Annotated in this window: 15 protein-coding genes and 1 pseudogene; 12 read left to right on the top strand and 4 right to left on the bottom strand. The window is 60.0% G+C overall.

What is annotated here, in order from left to right:
* The first annotated feature begins 5 nt into the window (after positions 1–5).
* Positions 6–1,448, top strand: a complete 1,443-nt coding sequence (locus ABIE53_RS19395; RefSeq protein ID WP_192699832.1) for an HdeD family acid-resistance protein — start codon at positions 6–8, stop codon at positions 1,446–1,448.
* A 2-nt stretch (positions 1,449–1,450) separates the two neighbouring features.
* On the opposite strand, the gene ABIE53_RS19400 is transcribed toward ABIE53_RS19395, so the two are convergent.
* A complete protein-coding gene (locus ABIE53_RS19400) occupies positions 1,451–3,616 on the bottom strand; it encodes a hypothetical protein (RefSeq protein ID WP_192699831.1) in 2,166 nt (721 codons plus the stop codon).
* Between the two features lie 299 nt (positions 3,617–3,915).
* Here ABIE53_RS19400 and ABIE53_RS19405 point away from each other — a divergent pair, with 299 nt between their 5' ends.
* On the top strand, positions 3,916–5,205 hold the full coding sequence (locus ABIE53_RS19405; protein ID WP_006049823.1) for an MFS transporter: 1,290 nt from the start codon (positions 3,916–3,918) through the stop codon (positions 5,203–5,205).
* A 48-nt stretch (positions 5,206–5,253) separates the two neighbouring features.
* On the opposite strand, the gene ABIE53_RS19410 is transcribed toward ABIE53_RS19405, so the two are convergent.
* Positions 5,254–6,246 carry a LacI family DNA-binding transcriptional regulator gene (locus ABIE53_RS19410; RefSeq protein WP_006049824.1) on the bottom strand — a complete coding sequence of 331 codons (993 nt, stop codon included), beginning with the start codon at positions 6,244–6,246 and terminating at the stop codon, positions 5,254–5,256.
* Positions 6,247–6,402: 156 nt separating this feature from the next.
* On the opposite strand from ABIE53_RS19410, the gene ABIE53_RS19415 reads away from it, so the two are divergent.
* From ABIE53_RS19415 to ABIE53_RS19445, 7 genes are all read left to right on the top strand, one after another.
* On the top strand, positions 6,403–7,254 hold the full coding sequence (locus ABIE53_RS19415) for an NAD-dependent epimerase/dehydratase family protein (protein WP_374710228.1): 852 nt from the start codon (positions 6,403–6,405) through the stop codon (positions 7,252–7,254).
* Positions 7,255–7,603: 349 nt separating this feature from the next.
* Positions 7,604–9,025 (top strand): UbiA family prenyltransferase, encoded by a 1,422-nt coding sequence (locus ABIE53_RS19420; RefSeq protein ID WP_192699830.1) that lies wholly within the window; start codon positions 7,604–7,606, stop codon positions 9,023–9,025.
* A 111-nt stretch (positions 9,026–9,136) separates the two neighbouring features.
* On the top strand, positions 9,137–9,400 hold the full coding sequence (locus tag ABIE53_RS19425) for a DMT family transporter (protein WP_310401436.1): 264 nt from the start codon (positions 9,137–9,139) through the stop codon (positions 9,398–9,400).
* 299 nt (positions 9,401–9,699) lie between these two features.
* Positions 9,700–10,392, top strand: a complete 693-nt coding sequence (locus ABIE53_RS19430) for a phosphatase PAP2 family protein (RefSeq protein WP_006049828.1) — start codon at positions 9,700–9,702, stop codon at positions 10,390–10,392.
* Between the two features lie 273 nt (positions 10,393–10,665).
* Complete coding sequence (locus tag ABIE53_RS19435; RefSeq protein WP_310076277.1) at positions 10,666–12,012, top strand: hypothetical protein; 1,347 nt, start codon at positions 10,666–10,668, stop codon at positions 12,010–12,012.
* Between the two features lie 145 nt (positions 12,013–12,157).
* On the top strand, positions 12,158–12,961 hold the full coding sequence (locus ABIE53_RS19440) for a DUF72 domain-containing protein (protein WP_192699827.1): 804 nt from the start codon (positions 12,158–12,160) through the stop codon (positions 12,959–12,961).
* A gap of 186 nt (positions 12,962–13,147) precedes the next feature.
* Entirely contained in the window at positions 13,148–14,266 is a 1,119-nt protein-coding gene (locus ABIE53_RS19445) for a 3-deoxy-7-phosphoheptulonate synthase (protein ID WP_310076273.1), read from the top strand.
* Between the two features lie 179 nt (positions 14,267–14,445).
* Here the strand turns inward: ABIE53_RS19445 and ABIE53_RS19450 are convergent, their stop codons facing one another.
* Entirely contained in the window at positions 14,446–14,724 is a 279-nt protein-coding gene (locus ABIE53_RS19450; protein WP_006049832.1) for an HU family DNA-binding protein, read from the bottom strand.
* A gap of 350 nt (positions 14,725–15,074) precedes the next feature.
* On the opposite strand from ABIE53_RS19450, the gene ABIE53_RS19455 reads away from it, so the two are divergent.
* Together ABIE53_RS19455 and ABIE53_RS19460 are read left to right on the top strand one after the other, a co-directional pair.
* Entirely contained in the window at positions 15,075–15,458 is a 384-nt protein-coding gene (locus tag ABIE53_RS19455; RefSeq protein ID WP_192699826.1) for a hypothetical protein, read from the top strand.
* Positions 15,459–15,636: 178 nt separating this feature from the next.
* Positions 15,637–17,613 (top strand): putative bifunctional diguanylate cyclase/phosphodiesterase, encoded by a 1,977-nt coding sequence (locus tag ABIE53_RS19460; RefSeq protein WP_376915886.1) that lies wholly within the window; start codon positions 15,637–15,639, stop codon positions 17,611–17,613.
* A gap of 21 nt (positions 17,614–17,634) precedes the next feature.
* Here the strand turns inward: ABIE53_RS19460 and ABIE53_RS19465 are convergent.
* A pseudogene (locus tag ABIE53_RS19465) lies at positions 17,635–18,364 on the bottom strand (DUF899 family protein).
* 261 nt (positions 18,365–18,625) lie between these two features.
* Between ABIE53_RS19465 and ABIE53_RS19470 the strand changes: the two are divergent.
* Positions 18,626–19,555 (top strand): LysR substrate-binding domain-containing protein, encoded by a 930-nt coding sequence (locus ABIE53_RS19470; RefSeq protein ID WP_192699823.1) that lies wholly within the window; start codon positions 18,626–18,628, stop codon positions 19,553–19,555.
* Positions 19,556–19,557: the final 2 nt, after the last annotated feature.

Genomic DNA, 19,557 nt, shown 5'->3' on the forward strand with positions numbered 1-19,557 from the left:
TCGTTATGGTTCGTCTGGTCATGATTCTGCTCGGCGTCGATTACCTGCGCACGCGTTGGCGCTCGCTCAGGATGATGGGCGCGGCTAGCCTGCTGCTCGGCATCGTCGTGTTCATCGACGCGCTCGACGGCGCGCTCTATTTTCCGATCACGCCGTTTGCGGTTTTGTTGCTGCTCGAAGGGCTCGCCACGCTCGCGGTCGCGTGGACCGGCATGGGCGGCCAGCGCACGCTGCGCTATGCGAAGGGCATTGCGTTCTCGTTGGCGGCGGCGCTGATTCTCGCGGGTCATCATCATGGCCACTTCGCCCTGTCGATGATTTTCGGCACGCTGTTTCTCGCCGATGGCCTGTTGCAGATCGTCTCGGCGCATGTCGTGCGCTACCGTACGTGGCGGCTCGCAACGATTGGCGGTGGCGTGGAAATCGCGTTGGCGCTCTTCTTCTATCAGCCTTATCCCACGCATTATGTCGGCACCGTACCGTATTGCCTCGGCCTCGGTTTGATCTTCGGCGGCTGGAATCTGTTGTTGCTGAGTACGCGGGCGCGGCGCCTCGTGTCGAATCCCGCAGTCGATTCGGATGCCGAACGATCGGACAACAGCGATGCAGCGACTCGGGCCGCGATGACGAACATCGAATGGGACGGCCCGCCCGCCGCCGACGAAGCCGCGCTCACCGTGCATGTGTGGACCCCCGTCGGATCGGCCAAAGGCGAGGCGCGGCGACAGCCGATTGTCGATCGTTATATCGCGGCGGTGGATCGCAACGGTGTGATCTCGACCGGGCACGCGGCGCTCGAAGCACCTGATGGCATTTACGTGAGCCTCTATCCCGCGGTGGAATTCGATCGTTCGCCGGATGACTTCGCGCGGCTCCTGCGTGCCACGCGCGAGAACGATGTGCCCGGCGTGTTTCAGCCTGACTATGCGACGGAATCGAAGGCGTGGTGTCCGTCGACGGTTCAGGTGCGCATACGCAATTACGATCCGGCCCGCTTGCGCCGCTTCTGGGACGCGTACCGGCAGGACACCACGTATAACCTGACGTCCCGCAACTGTTCGAGCAGTGTCTCGCGCGCGCTCGAGGCGGCGATCGAAGGGGCTTCGACACGCGTATGGGGCGGCCTCGGTGGCGTCGGCGGCCTCGGCGGGTGGCGGCCTTTTCTTCGCGTGATCACGACGCCGGAGCTATGGGTTGCTGCGCAAATACGCAAACGCGCGGCGACGATGGCGTGGACGCCCGGCCTCACGCTCGACTATGCGCGCGCGCTCAGCATGCTTGCCGATCCGCGTCCTTCCGGCTGGGCCAGGATGGCGCGTCTGGCCATGCGCAAGATGGTTCGATCGCGGCGTCTGGATCGTGAACCTGCCGATGATCCGTCGATGCTGCGGACGCTCGTATCCGATCATCGAGCCACCGCAGCAAAGACGAACGAAGAACAACGCTAACGCTAACTGCTGTACTTCAGGCTCCAGCCGAACGTGCGGGTACTGCCGGCGTTGATCGTGAACGGCTGCGTCGTGCACGCGAAGTTCGAGTGCAACTGGCCGATCGGCGTCGTCGACAAGGGGTTCGTGGCGCCGCCCGCTGTCGTATCGAAGTTCGACAGCGCGCAACTGTCGAAACCCGTGGTGCCGTAGCCGGTCGCATTGCTATTGGCGTTATTGGCGTAATTGACCGAGAAGCCGTCGCCGTTGGCGGTCGTGCTCTGGTAATCGGCGAATGAAGTGAAGTCGGTTTCCACCGTCACATTGCCGGTCAGCGTCGCCGAGCTCAGCGTATCGGTGCGCGTCAGCGTGCCTCGGCCGAATGTGAGCACCGTATGCGCCTGCAAATCGAGGTCGGTCGAGAACGCCGCGTTCTTCACGGCTTGTCTGAACTTCGCCGTGTCGAACGACACGATCACCTGACCATTACTCTCCGTGACGTTGAGATTTTTATAGTAGGTGACGGGTATGTAAGTCTTGCCGTTATACGACACCTGCGGAATCAGCAATGCATAGCCGAGATCGGTCGTACCATAGATAAGTTTGTCGGAGAAAGGAACCGGGTAATACGGCGTGAATGAATTGTAGTCGGGCGCCTGGCTCAGATTCAGATTGATGACACGATTGCCGTCACGCACGGTCAGAAGCGCCGCACTGTACGGGTGGGCGGTATCGGTGGGCTGGTTGTACCAGGTCAGCGTATAGCGCGGCCTTGCATCGAGCCACGCCTGATAGTCGGAGTCGGCCATCGGCGCCTTGCCGCCGAAACCCAGTTTGCTCCACCACGCATCGACATACATGTACTGATGCAGCAGGCTGAAGTTCTCGCCCATCACGCGCGGCTTGCCGCGGTAAGTATCGGTGCCGCGGCCTTTCACCCACATGTTCACCGACGGAGTCGGCAACGTCGGGTCATACCAGAACGTTTCATAGCGGCGAGCCGCCTTATAGATGAACGTATAGGCGATCTGCATTTCCTGCGGCGTCAATACGCCGGCATTGGCTGCGGCAGTGAGAACTTCCATGAATGCCGAATCGCCATAAGGACCAATGGACCGTCCATAGTTGAAGCCCTCGCCGTCCGCGTTCAATTGAGGAAGAATAAGATCGACCGATTTCCTCAAATAGCCCTTCAATTCCGGCGTGAGATTGGCCTCGTTGCCCATTTCGAGTGTGCGCTCGACTACTTCGCCGATCAGCAACGTGCTGTATCTGTCGAAGCGCGCCTGGTCGTAATAGGTCGTGTGCGTGTTCGATGCTTCGTCGGAGAAGCCGCCTGACGAATCGTTGCGGATATGGTTCGTCAGCGTGTACAGCAACGCGTCGCGCGCGTTCATCGTGGCAACGGCCGGGTCGGTCGCGGACGAAAAGGTCGGATTGCTCCAGCCGAGCTTCTGCCGTAATCCAGCAATGCCGTAGGACACAGCATAGTAATTCTGCGCGGTATTCAGCGATGCAACGTCGATCGGCACGCCGGCCGCAGGACATGTATTCGTCTTTCCGCTCGAATCCGCGCCGAACATGTCGCAGAAGGTTAGACGGTTTTGCAGCGTCGCCAGCATTGTGTCGCTGAATACTTCATTGAGCATGCCGTGCGCCTTGAAGTTGTTCAGCGCCACCAGGTAATAGTATTCGCCCCACGAAGTATTGGCGTAGGTGTAATTGCCGCCGCTCGGCTGCGCCATCATCGCGGTGGTGATCTTCTGGTAGGTCGCCAGATAGTCCGCGTATTTCGGATCGCCCTTCGCCTTCATATCGATCAGGATGTACGAAAGGCCGAGCGCGAGTTTGCCGGGCAGGAATTTGTCGCCCGTGTTGGTGTCGAGAACGTGTACCGGAGTGCCGTCGCCGAGATCCATCACGACCTGCGTGAAGTCCGGCGATTTCCTGATCAGATCGAAGAGCGCCCGCATCTGGCCCATCATCGTAATGGGCACATCGGTTCCTCGCGGAACACTGGTATCGCTCGCGCCATAAACGATTGCATGCAGCGACGGCGCGGCTGTCGGCGTGGGCGTAGGCGCGGGCGGCTGGTTCGCATCGTCGGTGCCGCTGCCGCAGGCCGACATGAGAAGAAGCGTCAACGTACTCACAGCACACCTGCCGATGGACTTTCGTGGGGAACGCATGTCTGTCTCCTGATTAGTGTTGGATAGAGCTCGGCGGCTCCTGGCAACCTTCGAGAAAACGATTAACTCAGTGCAAGGCGCTTATCCTCCCACTATTTCGCCGTCGCGCACAACCCTAGGTAAACTCAGCACTAGCATTGCGGCCGCAAAGCTTCTATTCTAGAAAAACGTTTTCCTAATTGGGTCCAAATCGCTGACCGCGCGCGACTGCGCCGGGTGCTGCGCCGCGGGCCCGGGCGCTCGTCGCCCGGCACAGAAAAGCGTGGCGCGACGAGCGAAGCCGTGCGACGGAGACATCCATGCAAACTGCCGTACTCGGTCTTGCCCGTACAGCCAGCCGCTACCGCTGGACGGTCTGCGCACTGCTCTTCTTCGCGACCGTCATCAACTACATGGACCGCCAGATTCTCGGGCTGCTCGCGCCGCTGCTGCAGCACGACATCGGCTGGACGCAGGTGCAGTACGGCCGCATCGTGATCGCGTTTTCAGCGTTCTATGCAGTGGGGCTTTTATGCTTCGGGCGCATCGTCGACTGGCTCGGCACGCGCATTTCCTATGCGCTCGCCATGCTCGTGTGGAGCGTGGCCGCGATGCTGCACGCCGCGGTGGGTTCGGTCACCGGCTTCGCGATGGTCCGCGCGCTGCTCGGCATAGGCGAAGGCGGCAATTTCCCGGCCGCCATCAAGACCACCGCCGAATGGTTTCCGCGACGCGAGCGCGCGCTTGCAACCGGCATCTTCAACTCGGGCGCGAATATCGGCGCCGTGTTCGCGCCCGCGATCATTCCGCCGCTTGCGCTCGCGTTTGGCTGGCGCGCGGCGTTCGTGATCATCGGCGCGCTGGGCTTGCTGTGGCTCGTTGTATGGTTCGCGTTCTACCGCTCGGCCGAACCGCGCTCACACGACGACGATCTCGACGAGGCACGCGACGAAGTCGAAGCACTCGACGCCGCCAACGTGAACGCGCGTGCGCCTGGTTGGGGCGTATTGATCCGCAAGCGCCAGACATGGGCGTTCCTGATCGGCAAGTTCCTGACCGACCCGGTATGGTGGTTCTATCTGTTCTGGCTGCCGAAGTGGCTCAACGAATCGCGCGGCATGGACATGCAGCATATCGGCCTGCCGCTCGTGTGCATCTACGCGATGACGACCGTGGGCAGCATCGGCGGCGGCTGGCTTTCGTCGGCACTATTGCGCGCAGGGTGGACGGTGAACGCCGCGCGCAAGACCGCGATGTTGATCTGCGCGTGCTGCGTGCTGCCGATTGCATTCGTCTCGCAGGTCGACAATCTGTGGGGCGCGGTTGCGATCGTCGGCCTAGCGGCGGCAGCGCATCAGGGCTGGTCCGCGAATCTGTTCACCACGGCGTCGGACCTGTTTCCGAAGCGCGCGCTCGGCGCGGTGGTGGGCATCGGCGGAATGGCCGGTTCGATTGGCGGCGTGCTGTTCTCCGAAGTAATCGGCCAGGTACTGCAACGCACGGGGCACTACTGGGTACTGTTCGCTATCGGCGCGCTCGCCTATCTCGTCGCGTTTGGCGTGATGCACTTGCTGACGCCGCGTATGGCGCCGGCGAAACTCGAAGCGTAACAACAACGCGAGAAGCGCGAGAAGTACGGGTTGAAAGCGCGATATGTGTCAGCCGCAGGCCGCCGTGGATTCACGCACGATGAGCCTCGGCTCGCACATCGAATGCCCTGTTTGCGCGTGGCCCGCGAGTTGATCGATCAGCTTTTGCATCGCGAGTTCGCCCATCTTCTCGCTTTGAATATCGACGGTGGTCAACGCGGGGGCCGCATATTCGCCGTACGGAACGTTGTCGACGCCGGTCACCGACAACTCTTGCGGCAGCTTGATGCCGAGCGACGCCGCCTCTTTCATGAAGCCGAGCGCGATAAGGTCGTTGTAGCAGATCACCGCTTGCGGCCTGTGCGGTCCAAGCATCACGCGCGAGCACGCGTGTTCGCCGGCATGCGCAGTGGGCGCATGCGCGTCGTACACGTCGAGCGTGAGACCCGCTTCCTCGAGACAATCGCGCGCGCCGCGAATACGCTCGTCGTTGATGCGTGCCTGCCCAAAGCCGAGATAAGCGATCTGACGATGCCCGAGATTGAGCAGGTGCCGCGCGAGCATGTAGGTTGCGAGCCGGTTGTCGATGCCCACGCTCGGGATTGGCAGGGTCTCGCTGTGCCGCAACAGCACGAGCGGCTTGTCGAGATCGAGCAGCCATTGCGACTCGCTGTCGGACATGCGCGAGCTGATGATCAGCCCGTCGACGCGCTGCGCGAGTGCTTCGATCAACGGCTTTTCGCGCGCCTGGTTTTCGTCGGTATCCACGAGCAGCAGCGTGTAATCGTGGCGCAGCGCAATGCGGTTCGCGCCCTTCACGACGTTAGTGAAGTGCGGATTGCTGATGTCGAGAATCGTCAATCCGATCGCGCGTGTGCGGCCCGTAATCATGGATCGCGCAAGCGGATTCGAACGGTAGCCGAGATCTTCGATCGCCGCTTTGAGGCGCGCCTCGACGGGTGGCGAGAAGCGCTGCGCGCCGTTCATGAACTTGGACACGGTTGCGACCGATACGCCCGCGGCAGCCGCGACGTCGCGAATAGTTGGAGGAAGTTTTTTCATCGCGCAGTTAACGGGTTCTCCTGTTAACGGATTGTCGCAGAAATGGGCTGGCGCGCGTTTGTTTTGATTCAGTTGCAGGCTTCGGCGTGCCGCCGGTCGCCGGCCGCACAAAAACGTTTTTGCAATTTAACCACGCAATAGGCAGGAGTTTTATCGATGAGCCAAACCATCAGCGAATCGTCCACAGTAGATCGCAAGCCGTTCCGGCGCCTGCTTCTGACAGGCGGCGCCGGCAACCTGGGCCGGCAGTTGCGCGGCGCACTCGCGGAATGGGCCGAGGTCGTGCGCGTGACCGACATTGCGAGTCTCGGCGATCCCGCGGCGCATGAAGAAACGAGTGTGGTCGATCTCGCCGACCGCGCAGCGGTGATGCAACTCGTGGCCGGTGTCGACGCAATCGTGCACCTCGGCGGCATTTCCATCGACGCGCCATTCGACGATCTGCTCGGCGCGAACATCGCCGGCACTTACAACCTGTATGAAGCCGCGCGCAAACACGGTGTCAAGCGGATCGTGTTCGCGAGTTCGAATCATGTGATCGGCTTTCATCCGGTAACTGAAGTAATCGACGCCGATGCGCCGCAGCGCCCCGATAGTCTGTATGGCGTGACCAAGTGCTTCGGCGAAGCGCTGTCGCGCTACTACTACGATCGCTTCGGGATAGAAACGGTGTGCATGCGCATTGGTTCGTCGTTTGAAGAGCCTAAAAATCCGCGGATGCTCGTCACCTATCTGAGCTATCGCGACTTCATCGAACTCGTGCGCTGCTCGCTGTTCACCAATCGCGTGGGGCATGTGGTCGTGTACGGCGCGTCGGACAATCCGGTCAAGTGGTGGGACAACACCAAGGCCGCGTTCCTCGGCTTCAATCCGCGCGACAGTTCCGCGCCGTTCGCGTCGCGCTTTCCGGCAACGGCGCCTGACGACTCGCGCGACGATCCCGCGCAGCGCTTTCAAGGTGGGCCGTTCGTGTTAGGCGAGCCGATGGAAGGTGAGAAGCCGCGCTAACTTCGCGAGGCGGGCTAATTCGTCATAGCAGCGAGCCCGCCATTCGGTTCGCCGCATGGCGCGGTTTCCAGCGACGGGCAAGAGATCGCAGAAAAGGTTTGTCCGCAACCGGCATCAGCATCTGAACCGAAGGCGCATATATCGCTCAGATGCTATGCGCAAAACCTTAAGGAAACCTGAAGAACAGTTGCGCTTTAGCCAGTGTGACAGTTTTTTTAACGACGCCGCGACAAGTGTGTTCTGACGCACAGTGCAGAGCAAATCGAGCACTATTCTTGAAGAGGAAAGTGTATGCAATGCGCGTTGCCTGACGAATCAGGCATGCAGCCCAGACTCACACGAGGTGATGATGTCCCAGGCGAGCGTACCCCTTTGCGTCGATCTCGATGGCACGCTGACCAGCACCGACCTTCTGGTCGAATCTTTCCTCGTGCTGATAAAGCGAAATCCACTGTATGCGTTTTTTTGTATTGGCTGGCTGTTTCGCGGCAAAGCGCATCTGAAAGCGCAGATTGCCCAGCGGGCAGCAATCGATGTGACATTGCTTCCCTATAACGCGCGCCTCGTGGCGTTCCTGCGTGCAGAGCGATCCAGTGGCAGGGATCTTTATTTATGCACGGCTGCGAACCGCAAGTTCGCGGAACAGATAGCCTCATACTTCGGTTTCTTCGCGGGTATTCTCGCGAGCAACGACGCTCTGAATCTCTCCGGCGTCCAGAAGGCGTGCGCTTTGTCCGAGGAATTCGGTCCGCATGGCTTCGACTATTGCGGCAACGCGCTGTGCGACGTACCCGTGTGGAAACAGTGCAGACGGGCAATCGTTGTGGGAACGCGCCCGATCGCCGAGGCGGCCGAGATGGTGAATCAGAAGGTTCTCTTCTTCGAGGAGCGGCGATCGCTCATCGGCCTGACCGTCAGGGAAATGCGTGTTTATCAGTGGGTCAAGAATCTCCTGATTTTTGTACCGCTGCTCGCATCGCACCGTTTTACCGAAGGGGACACGCTTCGAGCGGAAGGCATCGCATTTTTTTCCTTCTGCTTCTGTGCTTCATCGGTATATCTGCTCAATGACATGCTGGACCTCGATGCGGACCGCCGCCACATAAGTAAGCGCAATCGGCCGTTTGCCTCGGGACAGTTATCGCTCGCTTTCGGCATGCTTATCGGGTGTGCGCTGCTCGTCGCCTCTGCGGGTCTTGCCCTGCTTTTGCCTTCCACATTTCAGCTCGTATTGGCCGGCTACTTCGCAACTACGCTTGCTTATTCGCTCAGGCTCAAACGGTTCGTGCTTATCGATGTCTTTGTGCTCGCGGCTCTTTACACCGCCCGCGTCGCGGCGGGCGGCGCCGCGGGGGACATTCCCCTGTCGGACTGGTTGATCATGTTTTCTATTCTGATCTTTCTCAGTCTCGCGATGGTGAAGCGCTACGCGGAGCTCGACGCGCTATTGCGCGAAGCGAAAGTTTGCGCAGTCGGGCGCGGTTACGTTACGCAGGATCTCGGCATTCTGCGTTCATTCGGCACGGCTTCTGGCTACGTCGCGGTACTGGTGCTCGCGCTCTACATGAATTCATCCGATGTACGGATGCTCTATCGGCACCCGCACGCACTCTGGTTGTTATTCGGGCTGCTGCTCTTCTGGATTAGCCGTGTGTGGATGTTGGCCTTTCGCGGCGAGATGCAAGACGATCCGATTGTGTTCACCTTCAAGAACCGCCTTAGCCTGCTGGTAGTCTGCCTCTGCATAGCGACGGTGATAGCGGCAAGCTGACCCTCGACCATTCAATCGATGCAATTCTTTTTTCTGTTTCTGAGCGGCACCTGTAGTGCCTCGGCGAGCATTCTTTTGCGCATTGCGGCGCGGGTTGATACCGACCCCTCGTTGTTCGCGACCGGTGGCCGGCCGTTACTTTATCGACTCGCCGCGATAGCGGCTTATGGTGCCGGGTTCGGCCTTTATGCGCTGGCACTCAAGCGCGTCGAGCTGAGCGTGGCTTATCCGCTGATGGTTGCAGTCACGATCCTCGAGATTCTTGTGTTTGGCGTCGTGTCAGGCGAAGCGGTTTCGCCGCGGATCGTCGCAGGCGCCGGCTTCCTTCTCATAAGCGTGCTGTTGCTATACCTGCCGTCGAGTGCAAGGCCGTGAGCGTGGTGCTGACCTGAACTTCGCCGCTCATACCAGTACTTCGCGAGACTGCTTGCGCGTGACCCGATGTTCCGTGACGGCGATCTGAAAGCATTCTTCATTTCAGGCCACAACGGGAAATTTTTTGGAACGTAGCGTGCGCAAGCGCGCATTCGGGAGCCGATGTCGATCCTCCGACGGTGGCAAATATCATAATCTGGGTGTACCGCAGGTAGGAAAGCGACTCGTTGGGCGAACCCCTCCGCAAGACGGAGGGTTGCCGTCCGGTCCCAGTACGAACCTTACTGTCTACGCGAAAAATGAACAGCTTCGATACGAGCATCGAGACGTTCCTTAGCGGATTCAATTCGTGTGCGCTCTGCAATCATGCGGTGCAAGCCATTGCCAACATGTACACCTTCAAAGGTCTGGTTCTGATCCCGGCTTTGTGGTGGATATGGTTTCAATCGGCGGAGCGTCGGCAATGGAGGCGTGAAGTCGTTATTGCAACGGCCGTGAGTGGCCTGTTGGCCCTTCTTGCAGGAAGGCTTCTCGCGCATTTTTTACCCTTCCGTATGCGCCCCGCCTTTTCCCCCGAGCTAAACCTTCATTTCCCGTTTGTCCCGCAAAGCGAAAGCATGTTGTCAACGTGGAGTTCCTTTCCTAGCGATCACGCAATGCTGTGGATGTCGGTCGCAGTAGGACTCTTTGTCGTCTCGCGCCGCATCGGCATTCTCGCGCTTCTCTACGTCGCCATTTTCATTTGCATTCCGCGCGCCTACCTCGGCTTCCACTATCCGACGGACCTGTTGGCAGGCGCCGCGATCGGCATCGTCATTACCTATGTCATGACGCGCGATTCCGTGAGACCGCTTTACGCAACTCCTATATTGCGTTGGATCGAGCGCTACCCCGGACTATCGGCGATGCTTGGATTCGTGTTGTGCCTGGAACTCGTTACCCAGTTCGATGAGATTAGAACTTTCGCGACTTCGATCCTCAAGGTTGTTTGATTCGTTCGTTACCCGCACGACGCAAAGCGCTTTAACAACCTGAAAGGGGATTTGATGACTGCACAAAGAGGGCCCGTGCAGGGCGGCAGGCCGTTGACTCTGTGGGCCGTCTGGCTAATCGCCACTCTCGTGGCCTCATTGCCGCTCTTCGTTTCGTCGATACCTCCGTTGGGGCAGCACTTTTATAATATCGTCAGGATAGACATCCTTGCGCATCCGGTTTCCTACGCCGGCGACTTCGTAGTTCGGTGGGACCCCTTACCCGATCTTGCGATGGACCTGACGGTCCCGTGGATCGCGAAGCTCATGCCGGTGGAATGGGCTGCGTGGCTCTTTATCGTTGTCGAACTTGCGTTGATCAGCTCGGGATGCCTGATCCTCAGCCGTGCGCTGAACGGCCGCTGGTCATGGTTCCCATTGACCAGTTTCCTGCTGCTCTACAACTGGATTCTGATTCGCGGCTACGACAACTTTCTGTTCGGAATCGGCCTTTGTTTATGGGCCATAGCGTTGCATGTCACGCTACGCCGGTCCACGGTCGCTCGAATCGCAGTCTCGTCTTGCAGCGCGCTTCTCATCTATTTTTGCCATCTGTTTCCTTTGGCCGTCTTTGCACTGGTCACGGGAACATGGGAGCTTGGCTGTCTGCTACAGGAAGACAAGTTCCGCATCCGGTCGATGTTCAGGCATGCGAGTGCAACCCTGGTTCCGTTGATACTTCCCGTGGTATTGCTGGCGCACAGCAGTACCGGCGGGCTTCGCGGTTCCGTCGACTTCGGTTTCATTCATCTATTCGCCAAAGTGAGCCGCTGGCTCGATGTCTTCGCAATCGGTAATCCTCCCGCCGACATTGCAATTCTGGCAAGCCTGGGCCTGACGTTAGCCGTGGGCTTTCTACTGAGGTGGTGGACGTGTCAGCCTGAGTGCCGGATAACCGTCATCGCGCTTCCGCTGGTGGCCCTATTCGCGCCATTCTCCGCATTTGCTTCTTATGGCGTTGTCGAGCGATGTGCGCTGAGCTTCGCGTTCCTGCTGACTGCACTGGTGGATGTGCGGGCTTCGAGACCGCGTCTGCAACGTGCCGGCGCGGTGGCGCTCACTATCGTCTTCCTGTTCCGCATTGCGACGGTAACTGCCGACTGGCGTGCGGCGAAGCCTGCCATTCAGGCATACAGGGCTACGTTTGCGTCCTTGAAATCAGGCTCTGTTCTGTTCCAGTACAAACAGGATACGACGTACCCGTCGCCAAGAACGGCGCCTGACCGGTGGAATCCGTATCTGGATAAAGTCGTCGCGCTCGCCACGCTCGATCGTGTTCTCGTACCGGATCTCTATTTGAAGGCGGGTCAACAGCCGGTGCTTTACCGCACCAAAAACGCCGCGTTGAGGAAGTTCCAGGACGACATTGAAAACGGCGATAAGGCATTCCGCGCAAACGACGATATGCTGCGCGCGTGGGCAGCAGACTTGCAAAAAACATTTCCGGACTTGCCAACCCGATTCACTGAGGTGTACCTGGCAGTGTTCGATCCGCAACGGCGCCTGTCTGAAACACTCGCTGGCTGGCAACTCGTTGCGACTTTACCGGAACATCGGCTTTACCGGATGCTTCCGCGATAGCCCCCGTTTTGATGAATGCCCCGCCCCTTCCTTACACGCGACGCACGATCGAGTAAGCTACTGCCTGACGCAACGTAGGGCTGTCAGCGCTCGAATCGACACCGGGGCGCCGCGAGGCAAACCAGAACAACGAGGAAAACCGCATATGGCAACGCGCACGAAACCGCGAATCCGTGTGGGCATTGGTGGCTGGACCTATGCCCCGTGGCGCGGGGTGTTTTATCCCGAAGATCTAACGCAAAAGCGCGAGCTCGAATACGCGAGCCGCCAGTTGTCGACCATCGAAATCAATGGGACGTTCTACGGCTTGCAAAAGCCGGAGAGCTATGAAAAGTGGTATCAGGAAACGCCGGATGATTTCGTCTTTTCGCTGAAGGCGCCGCGCTACGCGACCAATCGAAAAGTACTCGCGGATGCCGGCGAGACCATCGAGCGTTTCTTCGCGAGCGGCGTGCTGCTGCTCAAACAGAAGCTCGGCCCCGTCAACTGGCAGTTTGCGCCGACCAAGAAATTCGACGGCGAAGATTTCGAGGCTTTCCTGAAGCTGCTGCCCGCGAGCATCGAAGGAATCAAGCTCAGGCATGCCATCGAAGTGCGCAACGAGAGCTTCAGGACACCCGAATTCATCGCGCTGGCACGCAAATACAAGGTCGCAGCGGTGCTGGCCGGCGACAGCGAATATCCGCAGATCGCCGACATCACCGCGCCGTTCGTGTACGCGCGCATCATGGGCACAACCGAGAAAGAGGCCAACGGTTATCCGGCGAAAGCGCTCGACGCATGGGCCGAACGCGCGCGCCAACTGGCGACGGGCACCACGCCCGGCGATCTGGAAACCTGTGGCGCGCCGCCCGCGAAAGCAGCCGCACGCGATGTGTATCTCTACGTGATCAGCGGTTTCAAGGAACGCAATCCGGCCGCTGCAAAGGCGCTGATCGAGCGGCTTTAAGCAACGCTTTCGAGCGGCTTTTGCTCACTTCTCGCTCACTTCGCGCGCACCCTCGAGCCGCGCGGTGTGCGCGGTGGCGCGCGAATGTCATAATCCCGGCAGCGAATTGCGCGCGACCCACCGCGCAACGACACCCACATTCAAGGCCGCAAGGCCAGCTCACATCGACAAGTCCGGGAGAATACCTTGAGCGCCATCGACAATCCTCTGCACGACCAGGAAGTCGGCTCGGCCGACGCCACCCAGGACACCACCCGCATCGACGACGTTCGCATCGGCGCGGTACGTCCGCTCATTTCGCCCGCGCTGCTGCAGGACGAACTTCCCGTGCCGCCCACGGTGCAATCGCTGGTGGAAAAAACCCGCGTGGAAATCGCCGACATTCTGCACGGGCGCGACGACCGCCTCGTGATGATCGTCGGGCCCTGCTCGATTCACGATCACGACCAGGCAATCGACTACGCGCACAAACTGAAAGCCGCCGCGGACGCGTACAAAGACGACCTGCTGATCATCATGCGCGTGTACTTCGAAAAACCGCGCACTACCGTCGGCTGGAAAGGCTATATCAACGATCCGCGTCTGGACGGCAGTTTCCGCATCAATGAGGGCCTGCGTCTCGCGCGGCAATTGCTGCTCGACATCAATGGACTCGGCTTGCCGACCGCAACGGAATTTCTCGACCTGCTGAGCCCGCAGTACATTGCCGATCTGATCGCCTGGGGCGCAATCGGTGCGCGCACAACGGAAAGCCAGAGTCATCGGCAACTGGCTTCGGGCCTGAGTTGTCCGATCGGTTTCAAGAACGGCACCGACGGCGGTGTGCAGATTGCCGCTGATGCAATCGTCGCCGCGCGCGCAAGCCACGCGTTCATGGGCATGACGAAGATGGGCATGGCCGCGATCTTCGAAACGCGCGGCAACGACGACGCTCACGTGATTCTGCGCGGTGGCAAGAAAGGGCCGAACTATGACAGCGCGTCGGTGGCGGCAACCTGTGCAGCGCTTAAATCAGCGGGGCTGCGTGAACAGGTGATGATCGACTGCTCGCACGCGAACTCCGGCAAATCGCATTTGCGTCAACTGGATGTGGTTCAGGATCTCGCGCAGCAACTGTCCGCGCACGAGCGCCGCATTATCGGCGTCATGCTTGAAAGTCATCTGGAAGAAGGCCGTCAGGATCTGAAGGCCGGCGAGCCGCTGCGTTACGGCGTGTCCATTACCGATGCATGCGTGAGCTGGACGCAAACGGAACCGGTGCTGGAGACGCTCGCCGAAGCGACGCGCAAGCGCCGCGCGAGCTGATTGCAGACGCAGCCTCGCTGCGTCGAGCGCGCTCGACGAAAGCCGGCGCACACGCGCCGCGCCATCCGCCGACGCGTTCGTCTATCGGGGCTGCGCAGCGCGCGATTCTTCACACTCGAGGCGTCGCTCGCAGCGCCATGACGGCGCATGGCGGACGCTCCAGTGTGAAGCGCGTTGCATTACGACGCGTTGACTGCTTCCTTGAACGCCTTGCCTGCGGTGAACTTCACCGTCTTGGCTGCGGCGATCTGGATCTCGGCGCCCGTCGACGGATTGCGGCCCACGCGTGCTGCACGCGCGCCAGTCGAGAAAGAACCGAAACCGACCAGTTGCACCGTATCGCCACCGACCACGGCTTTGGTCACCGCTTCAACGATAGCGTCGATGGTTTGGCCCGTGGCCGCTTTGCTTTCGCCCGTCGCTGCGGCGACTGCATCAATCAGTTCCTGTTTGTTCATAGCACTTCCCGTATGGTAATCATGGAAACGGCGCTACATCTGTCGCGCCGGGACCGACACACTAACGCATAGGCGCGCATTCGCGCAAACCCCGCGTGTAAGCCTTGTTTCACCCGCCCACTGGGGATTTGACGATTTTCTTCGGCAAAGTGCCATAAGAATCGTGCGCTTACGCGTTTCTCGCGCCGTACCAGCGAACGCGTCGAATCACAATCCGTTGCAATTTCAGTGCTTTAGCGCGGCCTCTCGCAATCGCCCAGCGATTTTTTACTATGTTATGGTGCCGCCCGCGAGCAGCGGCATTCGCCTTGCAACGCGCCGACAAGCCAGCAATCGGGAGAAAGAAAAAGATGAAATTTCGCCATATTGCAACATGTGCACTGCTCGGCGCGCTCGTCGGCGGCACTGCTTCAGCCGATGAAAACGGCTGCGCGACGCTCGCAAGCGCCACTCATCCGGCAACCCCGCAAGCTTTTCAGGTACGCGACGGCGAGCCCGTGGATCTCATCAGCGGAATGAAAACGGTGCATGGCAAGCTGCTCGTATTCGGCGAAAACGGCGTGTTTCGCGCTTACTGGCAGCCTGAAAACAGCGCCGAAAAGTATGTTCTGGCCAATGCCGGCGAGAACGCCGTGCGCCTCATTTCGACGCCGCCGCAAGGCACTCCCGCCACGAACGGCGAACCGGGTACGACGCTTGGACCCTTGCGCGTGCTGTCCTGTCCCACGCTTTGAGCCGCAATCCCAAAGTCAAAGTTACTCGAACGACGCGCGAATAAACGCCCCTTTCGCAACACGCAGGTCGTTCTTACCGTCTCACGAAACTGAAGCTGGCATCGACTGCGCTCAAGGTCTGACCGGCCCCTGCCGATATACCAAGCTGCGTATGCGGCGCAAATGTTAAAGGACAGGAATGGTTGCAATAACCAGATTGCGAGAAGCGTTGTCGGTTGCGGAAGGAGACCCCGAGCTCGTGCGTTCGCAGGTCCAGGCGTTCGGCCGTCAGATTCCCCTTCTCTACTTCATCCTGATCGTCAATACGATGGCCGTCACGTTCACGCATTTGCATAGCGCGCCGGCGTGGATGTCCATCTACATTCCCGGCGCGCTTTGCACGCTGTGTGTCGTACGCTGCATGCGATGGTGGCGTGGCCGCAACCTGGTACTGACTCACGAGAAAGCCGTACCCGAATTGCGCCGGCTCATCTGGGTAGCGGGCATCTTCGGCATTGCATTCACTACCTGGTCGCTGATGCTGCTGCCCTACGGCACGCCGTATGAACAGGCGCACGTCGCGTTTTATATGGCGACGACGGTAGTGGGCTGCGTGTTCTGCCTGATGCATTTGCGCGTGGCCGCGTTGCTGCTGCTATCGATCGTTATCCTGAGCTTTGCGACGTTCCTCGTCTTCACCGGCTCTCCGGTTTTCATCGCGATGGCGATCGACATGACGCTTATCGGACTCGCACTCGCGTTCATCATCGAACTGTATTACCGCTCGTTTGCGGGAGTCGTGCACACGCAGCGCGATTTGCAGGCGAGTCAGGAGAAGACTCAACGACTCAGCGACGAGAACTTTCGACTCGCAAGCATCGACAGCCTGACCGACCTGCCCAATCGCCGCAGTTTTTTCGCCTCGCTGCGCGCGCTGTCCGAGCAGGCGCTCGCCACTGGCGGCGGCTTTAATGTGGGCCTTATCGATCTCGACGGCTTCAAGCAGGTCAACGACATCTACGGTCACGCGAGCGGCGATCTCGTGCTGCAGGAAGTCGGCGTGCGTCTGCTTGCGCTTGCCGAGCCCGGCATATTCTTCGCGCGGCTCGGTGGCGACGAATTCGGAGTACTCGCGCAAGACCGGCAATCGAACGATGCGCTGCTCGAATTGGGCCAGCGCATTTGCGACGCGCTCAGTCAGCCGTATCGCGTCGCGGGCAATATCGCGGAACTGTCGGGCACGATCGGCTGGGCCGCATTTCCCGACGCGGGCAACACCGTTACTCAAGTGTTCGAGCGTGCGGATGCGGCGCTTTACGTCGGCAAGGAAGGCCGCCGCGGCGGCACAGCGGTGATCTTCTCCACGGAACACGAAACGCGCATTCGGCGTTCGAGTCTCGTCACGCAGGAATTGCGTCATGCGGAACTCGAGTCCGAACTCTTTCTGGAGTTTCAGCCGATTTCCGACGTCGTGACGAGACGGACAATCGGACTCGAAGCACTCGGCCGATGGCACAATCCGCGGCTCGGCGCAGTCAAGCCGGAAGAGTTCATCCGCATCGCGGAGCGCACCGAAATCATTCTGCGGATTACGGAAGTACTGCTGCATAAAGCACTCGCCGAAGTCCCGCATTGGCCAGCGGAACTCTATCTGTCGTTCAATCTTTCCGCGATCGATATTTCGACGTCGGCACGCGCGCGCCGTCTTATCGACATTGTCTCGGCAAGCGGCGTGCCGCCGCATCGCGTGTCGTTTGAGATCACGGAAACGGCGGTCACGCGCGACTTCGAGCAGGCCCGCTCCGCGCTCACGATGATCAAGCAGGCAGGCTGCCGCGTTTCGCTCGACGATTTCGGCACCGGCTATTCGAGCCTCAGTTACGTGCACCGTCTTCCGTTCGATTCGATCAAGATCGACCGCAGTTTCATGACCGACGTCGATTCGAATAGCGCATCGAAGAAGATCGTCAAATCGGTACTGGATCTGTGCAAGAACCTCGGGCTCGAATGTGTGGTCGAGGGGCTCGAGACTTCGTCGCAAGCGGAAGTGGTCAAGGCATTGGGCGCTCGCGCGGTGCAAGGCTACCTGTTCAGTCCGCCCATGCGTTCGGGCGCCGTGTCAGGCTATCTGCAAGCCGCGCTCGCGCAAAGTCAGGCAAACGACGCAGCCAGCTAATCGCCCTTGCCGCGCGCCGCGCTAACGCGGTGCATTGTCGTATTGCAGCTTCGGATACCAGTCGCTGCCCCTGCCGCCTGGCGTCATATCGAGCACGGTCCAGATCGGCATTACGTCGGGCGCGCCTCGCGGGTCCTGGCCAGGGTCGGCGGTCCACGGACCCATTTTCCGCGGCCCAGAAGTGACGCACCGTCCCATTGTTTCTCGTGAACACGTTGAATGCGGGCACGTCGTCGCCGTCCGGATCTTCTCCCGCATAGTCGCGATTGAATGTATTGCCCGCCGACGAATACAGCCGCAAATAACGCCAGCCGCGCTCTTTCTTGAAGGCGGCGAGTTTCTCTATCGGCGATCGCGCGATCACCGCAAATGCGACGCGCTGCAGAATGTCGGGCATCTCGCCGTCGTAGGCACTCAGCAGCGAAGTACACATTGGGCAAGGCCGCTCGCGCTGCGGACCGAACATCCAGTTATAGGTGACGAGCGTGTCGTGAGTGCCGAACATTTCGGACAACGTGACGGGGCCCAACTCTCCTTCGAAACGATAATCCTCCGGCACCGCGCCGCCAAGCGGCAACGCGCGGCGCTGCGCGGCGACGCGTTCGATATGGCGGCGCAGTTCGATTTCTTCAGCGAGTAATTCGTTGCGTGCACGCCGATATTCGGCGCTTTCGCCGGGAAAACGGCGCGGCAAGTCGGCCAGTTCGCGGGCCGGTTTGAGCGTCGATGAAGCCTGGTTCAGTTCAGTCATCTGGCATCTCCTATCGATGAGAAAGGACAAGTGAGCGGCTAAAGGGCTAAAGGGCTAAAGGCGCGCCGCCCATATGCAGACGACGATCGAATCCACCGAGTATCGACAGCCTCCGCAAATAATTTGTCGCACAGTGCGCAAGAACTTCTTTCCGCACTGCAATGAAAACCGCTGCAAAACAATCGCCACGTCGCGGTATGCTGTCGCGAAACGGCACGCACGCGGCCTCGCGGGCGTTGCGCCGTCATATGGGGATGCAACATGCCGCTACGTCTGCCGCCTTTGCCCGCGCTCCGTTTTTTCGAAGCGGCGGGCAGGCATCAAAGTTTCAAGCTCGCCGCCGCGGAATTGAATGTGACGCCGAGTGCCGTCAGTCACGGCATTGTCGGTCTCGAAGAAGCGCTCGGCGTCGAACTGTTCGTGCGCGAGCCGCGCGGCATTTCACTGACCGCGACCGGCGCCGACTATCTGTCATATGTTTCAGAGGCGTTCTCGCTAATTGCGATCGGCACACAGCGTCTGCCGAATCATCGCGCGAATCGGCCGATTGCGTTGAGTTGCGCGCCGACGTTTGCATCGCGCTGGTTATTGCCGCGCTTGCAGCATTTCAAGGCGCGTTGGCCGAATACCAACGTGACGGTCGACACATCGCATCGCCAGGTCGGCTTTCCAGTAGATGGATTCGATTTCGCAATCCGCTTGAGCCGCGCACCGGTTGCGGGCGCCGCGTGGACGCGGCTCTTTGGAGAACAACTCGTCCCCGTTTGCAGCCCCGCTTATCTCGAGTCGCTGCGCGACGAGCATGGCGCGCCGTCATTAGAGAAAGCCACGTTGATTCACGTGAACGCCGCGAGCGAAGACTGGCAGACGTGGCTCGAAGCGACCGGCGCAGAGAAGCTCGATCCCGACGACGGCTTGCGTGTCGATACCATCCAGCTCGCATTCGAAGCCGCGAGCATGGGACTCGGCGTTGCACTCGGCCGCAAGCCGTTGGTGGATTGCGACCTCGAGAGCGGCGCGCTCGTTGAAGCGGCTTTCGACACGATTGACTCGGCGGGCGCGTATTGGCTCGTCAGTGCGGAGAATGGCGAACGTCGGCCGGAACTACTCGGCTTCAGGCAATGGATACTCGCGGAGGCCGAGCAGTTTTCGTGCGACGACGCCAGCGCCGATATCCACACGCCGCAATAGAA

This window comes from Paraburkholderia sp. OAS925 (genome assembly GCF_040543975.1).
Taxonomy (GTDB): domain Bacteria; phylum Pseudomonadota; class Gammaproteobacteria; order Burkholderiales; family Burkholderiaceae; genus Paraburkholderia; species Paraburkholderia graminis.

Bases quoted from the DNA above. Each gene is read 5' to 3' on its own strand.
- ABIE53_RS19435 (WP_310076277.1), top strand. From the start codon at position 10,666: ATGGACCTGACGGTCCCGTGGATCGCGAAGCTCATGCCGGTGGAATGG.
- ABIE53_RS19405 (WP_006049823.1), top strand. From the start codon at position 3,916: ATGCAAACTGCCGTACTCGGTCTTGCCCGTACAGCCAGCCGCTACCGC.
- ABIE53_RS19415 (WP_374710228.1), top strand. From the start codon at position 6,403: ATGAGCCAAACCATCAGCGAATCGTCCACAGTAGATCGCAAGCCGTTC.
- ABIE53_RS19410 (WP_006049824.1), bottom strand. From the start codon at position 6,246: ATGAAAAAACTTCCTCCAACTATTCGCGACGTCGCGGCTGCCGCGGGC.
- ABIE53_RS19460 (WP_376915886.1), top strand. From the start codon at position 15,637: ATGGTTGCAATAACCAGATTGCGAGAAGCGTTGTCGGTTGCGGAAGGA.
- ABIE53_RS19450 (WP_006049832.1), bottom strand. From the start codon at position 14,724: ATGAACAAACAGGAACTGATTGATGCAGTCGCCGCAGCGACGGGCGAA.
- ABIE53_RS19470 (WP_192699823.1), top strand. From the start codon at position 18,626: ATGCCGCTACGTCTGCCGCCTTTGCCCGCGCTCCGTTTTTTCGAAGCG.
- ABIE53_RS19455 (WP_192699826.1), top strand. From the start codon at position 15,075: ATGAAATTTCGCCATATTGCAACATGTGCACTGCTCGGCGCGCTCGTC.
- ABIE53_RS19430 (WP_006049828.1), top strand. From the start codon at position 9,700: ATGAACAGCTTCGATACGAGCATCGAGACGTTCCTTAGCGGATTCAAT.
- ABIE53_RS19420 (WP_192699830.1), top strand. From the start codon at position 7,604: ATGTCCCAGGCGAGCGTACCCCTTTGCGTCGATCTCGATGGCACGCTG.
- ABIE53_RS19395 (WP_192699832.1), top strand. From the start codon at position 6: ATGGTTCGTCTGGTCATGATTCTGCTCGGCGTCGATTACCTGCGCACG.
- ABIE53_RS19440 (WP_192699827.1), top strand. From the start codon at position 12,158: ATGGCAACGCGCACGAAACCGCGAATCCGTGTGGGCATTGGTGGCTGG.
- ABIE53_RS19400 (WP_192699831.1), bottom strand. From the start codon at position 3,616: ATGCGTTCCCCACGAAAGTCCATCGGCAGGTGTGCTGTGAGTACGTTG.